Annotated in this window: 4 protein-coding genes and 1 pseudogene (1 of these 5 running past the window's edge); 3 read left to right on the top strand and 2 right to left on the bottom strand. The window is 31.2% G+C overall.

The features are described 5' to 3' along the window. The 3 genes from A2255_07915 to A2255_07905 form a co-directional block, all read left to right on the top strand. Positions 1-2,359: hypothetical protein (locus A2255_07915; GenBank protein OGI16692.1), on the top strand; the 2,359-nt coding region annotated here is incomplete at its 5' end. A gap of 2 nt (positions 2,360-2,361) precedes the next feature. Next, on the top strand, positions 2,362-2,970 hold the full coding sequence (locus tag A2255_07910; protein OGI16691.1) for a hypothetical protein: 609 nt from the start codon (positions 2,362-2,364) through the stop codon (positions 2,968-2,970). Positions 2,971-3,194: 224 nt separating this feature from the next. Next, positions 3,195-4,217 (top strand): hypothetical protein, encoded by a 1,023-nt coding sequence (locus A2255_07905; GenBank protein OGI16690.1) that lies wholly within the window; start codon positions 3,195-3,197, stop codon positions 4,215-4,217. Positions 4,218-4,922: 705 nt separating this feature from the next. Here A2255_07905 and A2255_07900 read toward each other — a convergent pair. Together A2255_07900 and A2255_07895 are read right to left on the bottom strand one after the other, a co-directional pair. Then, positions 4,923-7,454, bottom strand: a complete 2,532-nt coding sequence (locus tag A2255_07900) for a hypothetical protein (GenBank protein ID OGI16689.1) — start codon at positions 7,452-7,454, stop codon at positions 4,923-4,925. A gap of 4 nt (positions 7,455-7,458) precedes the next feature. Further along, a pseudogene (locus tag A2255_07895) lies at positions 7,459-7,507 on the bottom strand (hypothetical protein) (it continues 212 nt past the right edge of the window).

Raw genomic sequence — 7,507 nt, 5'->3', positions numbered from 1 at the left:
TTCAGAAAATAAAAAACAAGAAAATGTTGAAAAAATACAAGATATTAATCCTCAAGTACCTGAAAATGATAATAAATTAGAATCAGACTTAAGTTATATTAGCCAAAATTTAAATTTATTAAGCGCAAAGTCAGAAAACGCCAATAATACTATTAATATTATTATAGAAAAATTAAATAATATTATCAGTTCTTCTATTGATCAAACTGTTCGTAAAATCTTAGAAAAAATTCTTGAACTCATTACTTTTTCAAAAGAAAGTGGGACAAGACCCAGTGTAGAGATAACTGATGTAGTTAAACAAAGTTTCGATACAGCGCAATTAATGATTTTAACCTCTTCAAATAATATTGCGGAAGATCCTGATCTTATAATTCAGCGATTAGCTATTCTACTTCAAATGATAAAAATATCGGATCAGGAAACAAATTTAGAAAATAATGATGCCTTAATAGTTGATTATTCTCCAATAAATCAGAAGAATGAATTACTTACTCAAAATGACCATGAAACATATACCAAAAATTTATCTACAGATAATGATAAAACGGCAACAGAAAACACAACAATAAAAACACTAAGAGTTGATACAAGAAAACTCGACCAGCTTGTAGGCCAGGTTGGTGAGTTAATTATCGCAAAAATTAAAGCAAAAGAGCATCTAACCGAGGTTGAAAAATTAGCTCGCACGGTTGAAGATTGGTATCGTGAATGGCAAAAAGCTAAACAGTTTCTTAAAAATTTAGATAGAAAACCTTTCAAACCATCTGATCTACCCTCTGGAACTTCTATATATTCTCAAAATAAAAGTATATTTTCATTTTTTGAGGATAATTCTGTAAGACTTGCTGATTTAATGAGTCAAATAAGTACTCTATATAAAACTATACAGGAAGATGATACAAGACTTGATCTAATCGTAAATGAACTGGAAGAAAAAATAAAAAGCGTCAGGGTTTTACCCCTTGCTACCATATTCCATATGTTTCCCAGAATGGTCAGAGATATTTCAAGAGAAAAAGGAAAAGATATAGATCTTATAATTTCAGGTAGTGAAACCAGCGTAGATAAAAAAATTATAGAAGAAATAAAATCTCCTCTTATTCACATAATCAGAAACGCTATCGATCACGGAATTGAAGATCCTGAAACCAGAATCAAAAGTGGCAAAAATCCCAAAGGAAGAATTTTTTTATCGGCATGCCATCTCGAAAACAGTGTTTTAATTGAGGTTATTGATGATGGTAAAGGGATAAATCTTGAAGCGATAAAGAAAAAAGCTATTCAAAAAGGCCTCTTAACTCAGACAGAGTTACAAGCTATGAACGAAGAACAGATCATGAATATCATCTTCTGGCCAGGATTTTCAACAGGAGAAGTTGTAACTGATATTTCCGGCAGAGGAGTAGGTCTTGATATTGTATACACTAAGATAAATCAGCTAGGTGGTAAGGTAAATATTAAATCAACTTTAGGAGAAGGATGTAGGGTTTCTATCCAGCTTCCTGTTACAATGGCAACAATTAAAGCCTTTTTGGTAAGCGTAAACGATCAAACATTTGCCATCACAACAAGTGCTATTAAAACAGCTCTTCTTATTAAATCAAAAGACATTCATTATAAAGAAGGTAGAGAGACTATTATTGTAGATAACAAAACCATACCTATTTGCAGATTATCAAGAGTTCTTGAAATGCCTGATCAGAAGCTTAATGAAGAAAAAATTGTAGTTATAGTTATTCAGGCAGAAGATGTTCAGGTTGGATTTATTATAGATAAATTATTGGGAGATCAGGAAATTCTCCATAAAAACTTAACACCACCTCTTTTAAGAATAAGAAATGTTGCAGGAGTAACTACTCTTGGTTCGGGTGAATTATGTTTAATATTAAACGTCAATGACCTTGTAAAATCTGCTTATATAAATTTTGGAATGAGCAAGAAAGAGCTCATAGTCAATAGAGAAAACAACACAAGTATAATTAATAAGAAAAACATCCTTGTTGTTGATGATTCTGTTACAACAAGAATTCTGGAAAGAAATATCCTTAGAACTGCCGGTTATCATGTGACCGTAGCAATAAATGGTCTAGACGCTTTGACAAAAATATTATCTGAAAAATTTGATTTAATTATTTCAGATGTAGAAATGCCTGAAATTAATGGTTTTGAACTTACTGAGCGCCTTAAAAAAGATGAAAAGTTCAAACATATTCCAATTATCCTGGTAACATCTTTAGCTTCTGAATTAGATAAAAAAAGAGGACTTAATTTAGGTGCTAACTCATATATTACAAAAGGTGGTTTTGACCAGGAAGAATTATTGGCAACAGTAAGTAAATTACTTACTACTCCTTAATTATGTTAGATCTAATTAAAGAAAAATCTATAAATAATGTTCTTAGAAAATATGACCTGGAACCTAAGCATTCTCAACAGGTCAGAAAATTATCTTTATTAATTTTTGATAAAACACAAGATTTTTTACATAATTTTTTAGATTCTGAAAGAGATTTACTGGAAGCAGGAGCCTTATTACACGATATAGGGCATTCTATATCAAGTGATGAACATAATAAGTATTCCTACATCCTAATAATTAAAGAAAAAATCGAAGGATTTTCTCCTGAAGAAATAGAAATAATTGCAAATATAGCAAGATATCATAAAGGTAAATCACCCCAAAAACACCATGAATGTTTTGCTAAATTACCAGATAAAAAGTCTCAGGATCTTATAAAAAAACTAAGTTCCATAGTAAGATTAGCAGACGCTCTAGATAAATCCAGAAAATCTGTAATAGAAGACTTAGACTGTATTTATGATTCTTTTTCTCAAGTTTTATATATTTTTTTAAAAGATTCATTATCCGATTTATCACCAGAAATTAAAGCTATAAAAGAAAAAAAGAATTTATTTGAAAAAGAGTTTGGTGTTCAAGTAGAATTTAAGGTAATATCCATTACCTAACTTAAGTAAAGTGCCAAAGGCATTTATTTAAATAATCACTGGAATGATCGTCAACTTGAGAATGTGGCTTAGCTATCACAGAATGATAATGGTGTTATTGGAATGATTGACGACTTAAGAATGTGGCTTAGCCACTGAAACATGCAGACTTAATTTAAAGCTATCGGTTTACGTTTTAGTACTACTGAATTTTAAATTAATAGAAATATAAGATCGGAGAAATAATGAATACCATAAAAGTCATAATATCATCGAGAAGTGTAATTTTAGTATTAGCTTTTCTTATACTCGCCTGGATTGTCTATCAATCCTTAAATATAATTCTGTTATTATTTGCTTCTTTTGTTATTGCAAGCGCTTTATTTCCGGTTGTAGACTGGATGGATAAAAAAATACCAAGAGGGTTGGCTGTATTACTTGTTTATATAGCAGGATTTCTTATTTTAGCAACTGTTCTGATTCCTTTCTTCTCAGTATTAACGGAACAAATTCAAGAATTTGTAGAGCGTATTCCTGTATATTCTGGAGAAGTTTATACTTATATTACAGATTTAGAGGCAAAAACAGGAATTATAATTCCTGATATCTCAGAAATTGTTTCTCCACTTACAAATGTAGGACAAAATATTGTAAGTCAGGGAATAAATATCACTATAAATGTAGTCACAGGTATAGTTGCTGTATTTACAATGGCTATTATCGTATTTTTTATATTACTTGATAAAGAAGAACTTAAAAAAGGATTTTTAAGGTTCTTTCCTGAAGATATGAGAGATAAAACAGCATCTATAACCAAAACTATATCTCGAAAAGTTGGGGGTTATGTCAGAGGCCAATTATTGATAATGCTGGCTGTTGGAATTCTTACAACTTTAGGACTGTCTATTATCGGGGTAGATTTTGCTATTTTATTGGGTTTACTTGCAGCTATTTTAGAGATAGTTCCTATAATTGGACCTGTTTTATCTGCTGTTCCTGCCGTCATTGTGGCATTAGCGCAAGATCCGATACTTGCAGTATGGGCTATTGTTGTTTATCTGATTGTACAGAGAATAGAGAACAGTTTTCTTGCTCCATTAATTCTTGGAAAATTCTTAGATATGCACCCATTAATTATTATTGCTGCATTATTAATCGCTGCAAGTACTTTAGGAATAATAGGGGTAATATTATCTCCCGCAATTGCTGCAGCAATATACGTTTTAGTTCAAGAACTATATTTAAACAGGGTTAATCCTAAATCTTAATTAAGATCTTAAAAATTTAAAAAATAGATTAAGATTGTAAAAATTATTTTTTTCAATCTACTCCTTATAGATGAGAAGAAATATAAAAAATACTTCATTTAATTATTGTAATCATGATTTAACTCACTATAATTGTTCATGCAAGAAAGGAGTGATGGCTCGCAGCATGCTTTTGTGCGCTGCATGAAAAGGAATTGGTTATTTATACTATTAACGAGTATGCTTATTTGTTATGCCTAAATAATTTTTAATTGAATTATTAAAGATTATTTGCGGGTTTTTGTTTCTTAAAGGACGTAATAAAAAATTCTTACGCATTTTTTATTACTCGTTTAATAGCTGAACACAGGAAGCAGCCTACAAAAATCACAAAAGATTTTTCATCAAAATCTTTAATGATTTTTTCCGCTGTACTTAACTAAAAATAAGCAAGTGGATTTATATCATTTCAAGTGAGATGATAGCGTATTTAATTTGGATAAAGTAGTGCTTTGTTAATTTAATTACGAGGAGTTAATTTTCGCTGTTCTCGGTTTAGCCTGTGGAGGCTCCTCCAGAAACAAACTCCTCATCAAAACTAATTTAACTGAGTAATAGTTTCTTTATCCGGTATAATTGGCTATCTATCACTAGGTGATTATATTTTGGTTTAGGTCTTTTAAATATATTAAAAGGCTAAGTTGTTGTGTTTATTAGCGTACAAAACTATTTCAATAACAAAGTCTTTAATTCGTAAGGTTTAAACTGTATTTCCTCATCAATGCTTGCTTGCTGAGCTATATGCTCTTCAAGAGAATTTACTTCTACAATACTAAAGAAGCCTTGATCTGATTTAATTTTTATATTTTGCTCAATATCAGAAATATTCATTAACCTGACAACTAAGCCTTTTTGCTTATTATCATGAGGTAATTTAAGAGCATAAGTATAAATGTTAGGATTATCAAGATTAAGTAAATTATGAGGAATTTCTTGCTCTTTAGAATTATCCTGAGCAACACCGGTTTCAGTTAATATGCTCCTCATAAACTGATCGGCTTCCATAAAAAGTTCTTCAGGTTTTTCTGTAGCACAAATAGCATACCTTAATCTTTGAACTCCAAGACATTGCGCTCCAGGAGTATCTAACGGAGGTCCAGCTGCCAAATTACGTGTACCTAATGACTCTCTTGATAATTTACCTACAGATCTTAATAAAGTAATATAAAGATCATTTCCATCCACTCCATATTCAGGCAAACCTTCTGTAATAACTCCTAAGCCATTTGCCCAGACAAATCTTTGCATTGGAGCAGTATTGGTTTTTAATTCCTGACCTTTTTCAGCAGGCATACTTGCTGAAAGACTATAATCAGGATTAAAGGTTCTTTCTATCAGGCCAAAATTATTTTCTGCAATTGTTTTATATACTTTATCACTAAACCTGAACTTAACCTGAAGTGTATGATCACGTGAGAAATTCTCCCACATAGCTTTAAATTCAACACGCCTTGAATCAGCATGAACTATAACATCAACCACCATTATATGGGTTAAAGCTACCATGCTTCTAAATCTTTCGTCTTTATCAAGGGATTCAGGTATCTCTATTTCATAGAATAATCTTAAAACTCCCCTTAAATTTCCATTTTCAACAACCTCGGTTCTCACCAGAATTCCTTCTCGAGGCTGATCATTTGGAATGGGACAGAAATTATATGTATCACCTTTATCTGCATAATCCTGAAGAATGTGCAGATTATAAAATTCTTTACCAGAATCAGAATCGCTAAGTGTAAGCACACCTATATCATTAACTCTTAGCATGATTCTTGAATTTTTAATAAATCTTGGCCCGGTTTCAACGATAGTAGGATGTTTTTTATATTTATAACTACTATCAATTATATTTATTGAATGTGGAAGTATATCTTCTACCCAAATTAAATGTTCATTATGATCTTTAATATCTTCTTTTACAGGAATTCTTTGTGTATCAAATAGAACTTCTTTAGGAAATCCTTTAGTTTCACCCAAATATTGGCTCATTAAGTTTTCAGGAAGTTTTTCTGTTGTTTTTACTTTTATTACTCCATTAAAAGCATGATCAGAAGAGTTATAAATGATTATATTACCTTTTTTAACCCTATGAGCAAGTTCATGAAAACATCTTCCTATTAATCCGTCTGAAACTTGATCCACCTGAGTAAATCTTGACATCATTTCATCGTGCACTTCATCCACACTACAACCACAAATACTGTCGTGAGGATGATTTTTTAATAACATTTTCCAGACATATTCAAGCTCATTTTTCCTGCTTGGACTTAGCCCTGCTTGCTCAAGATGAGCTTGTAAAGGTTCAGCTAATTTATTTAACTTCCAGGTTGATCTTGCATTGGCTTTTTTAAGATACAATCTTGATGAAAAAGTACCCGACAAAATAGGATTTCTTGAATTATCTCTTAATTCTCCTTCAACCGTTTCAAGTTGAGGATTTTTATTCTTGACAAGATTAATATAATTAATAAGTGAATCAGGACGTAAAGTGTAATTATGTATATGCTTGTTAATTTCATCTATCTGTCCAACAAAATTCGGTGCAACAGCAAGATGATCTGCACCTGCTGGTAATAAAATATAATCAGTTAGGTTGTGTTCTCTAATTTTATTTAAAAACTGACCTATTTTCTTGGTTTTTTCCTCAATTGAATAAGGCTGATTTAAAATATCCTGATAATATCCTTCGATTAAATGTGTAGCAAAAACTGATGAGCCGTCTTTTGACTTCCACACAAATTCAGACTTATGATTTCCCACTCCCCTCCATACAACTGTATTTTCTATACCAAAAGATGCTAGTATTCTTGGTATATCAGAAATATGTCCAAATGCATCCGGTAAATAACCAACAAAATCAGATCCGCCTAAATCCCTGGATTCATTAATGCCAATAAGAAGATTTCTAATTAAGCTTTCGCCTGATACTAAAAATTCATCAGCAAGAACATACCATGGGCCTATTTTAAGTTTTTTATTCTTGATAAGTTCTATAATTTCTTGTTTTCTATATGGATGAACCTCTAAATAATCCTCAATAGCAATAACTTGCCCATCAAGATAAAAGTCAGTAAGTGTATTATTTAAGAGTTGCTCTATAACTCCGTCTAATACATCAATCAATCTAAGCCTAAATTCCTGAAAAGGTCTATACCATTCTCTATCCCAATGAATATGAGCATATACTATTACATCCATAATTTTATCCTTTTTCTTTTGATTTCTTTATTCTCCACCAGAAAAAAGGCAGA

Source organism: Candidatus Melainabacteria bacterium RIFOXYA2_FULL_32_9, from assembly GCA_001784615.1.
GTDB lineage: Bacteria > Cyanobacteriota > Vampirovibrionia > Gastranaerophilales > UBA9579 > UBA9579.
The sequence above is the reverse complement of the archived record's forward strand: the minus strand, read 5'-3'. Positions and strand labels throughout refer to the sequence as shown.

Excerpts from the sequence above, each read along its gene's own strand:
- A2255_07905 (OGI16690.1), top strand. The coding sequence starts at position 3,195 with ATGAATACCATAAAAGTCATAATATCATCGAGAAGTGTAATTTTAGTA.
- A2255_07900 (OGI16689.1), bottom strand. The coding sequence starts at position 7,454 with ATGGATGTAATAGTATATGCTCATATTCATTGGGATAGAGAATGGTAT.
- A2255_07910 (OGI16691.1), top strand. The coding sequence starts at position 2,362 with ATGTTAGATCTAATTAAAGAAAAATCTATAAATAATGTTCTTAGAAAA.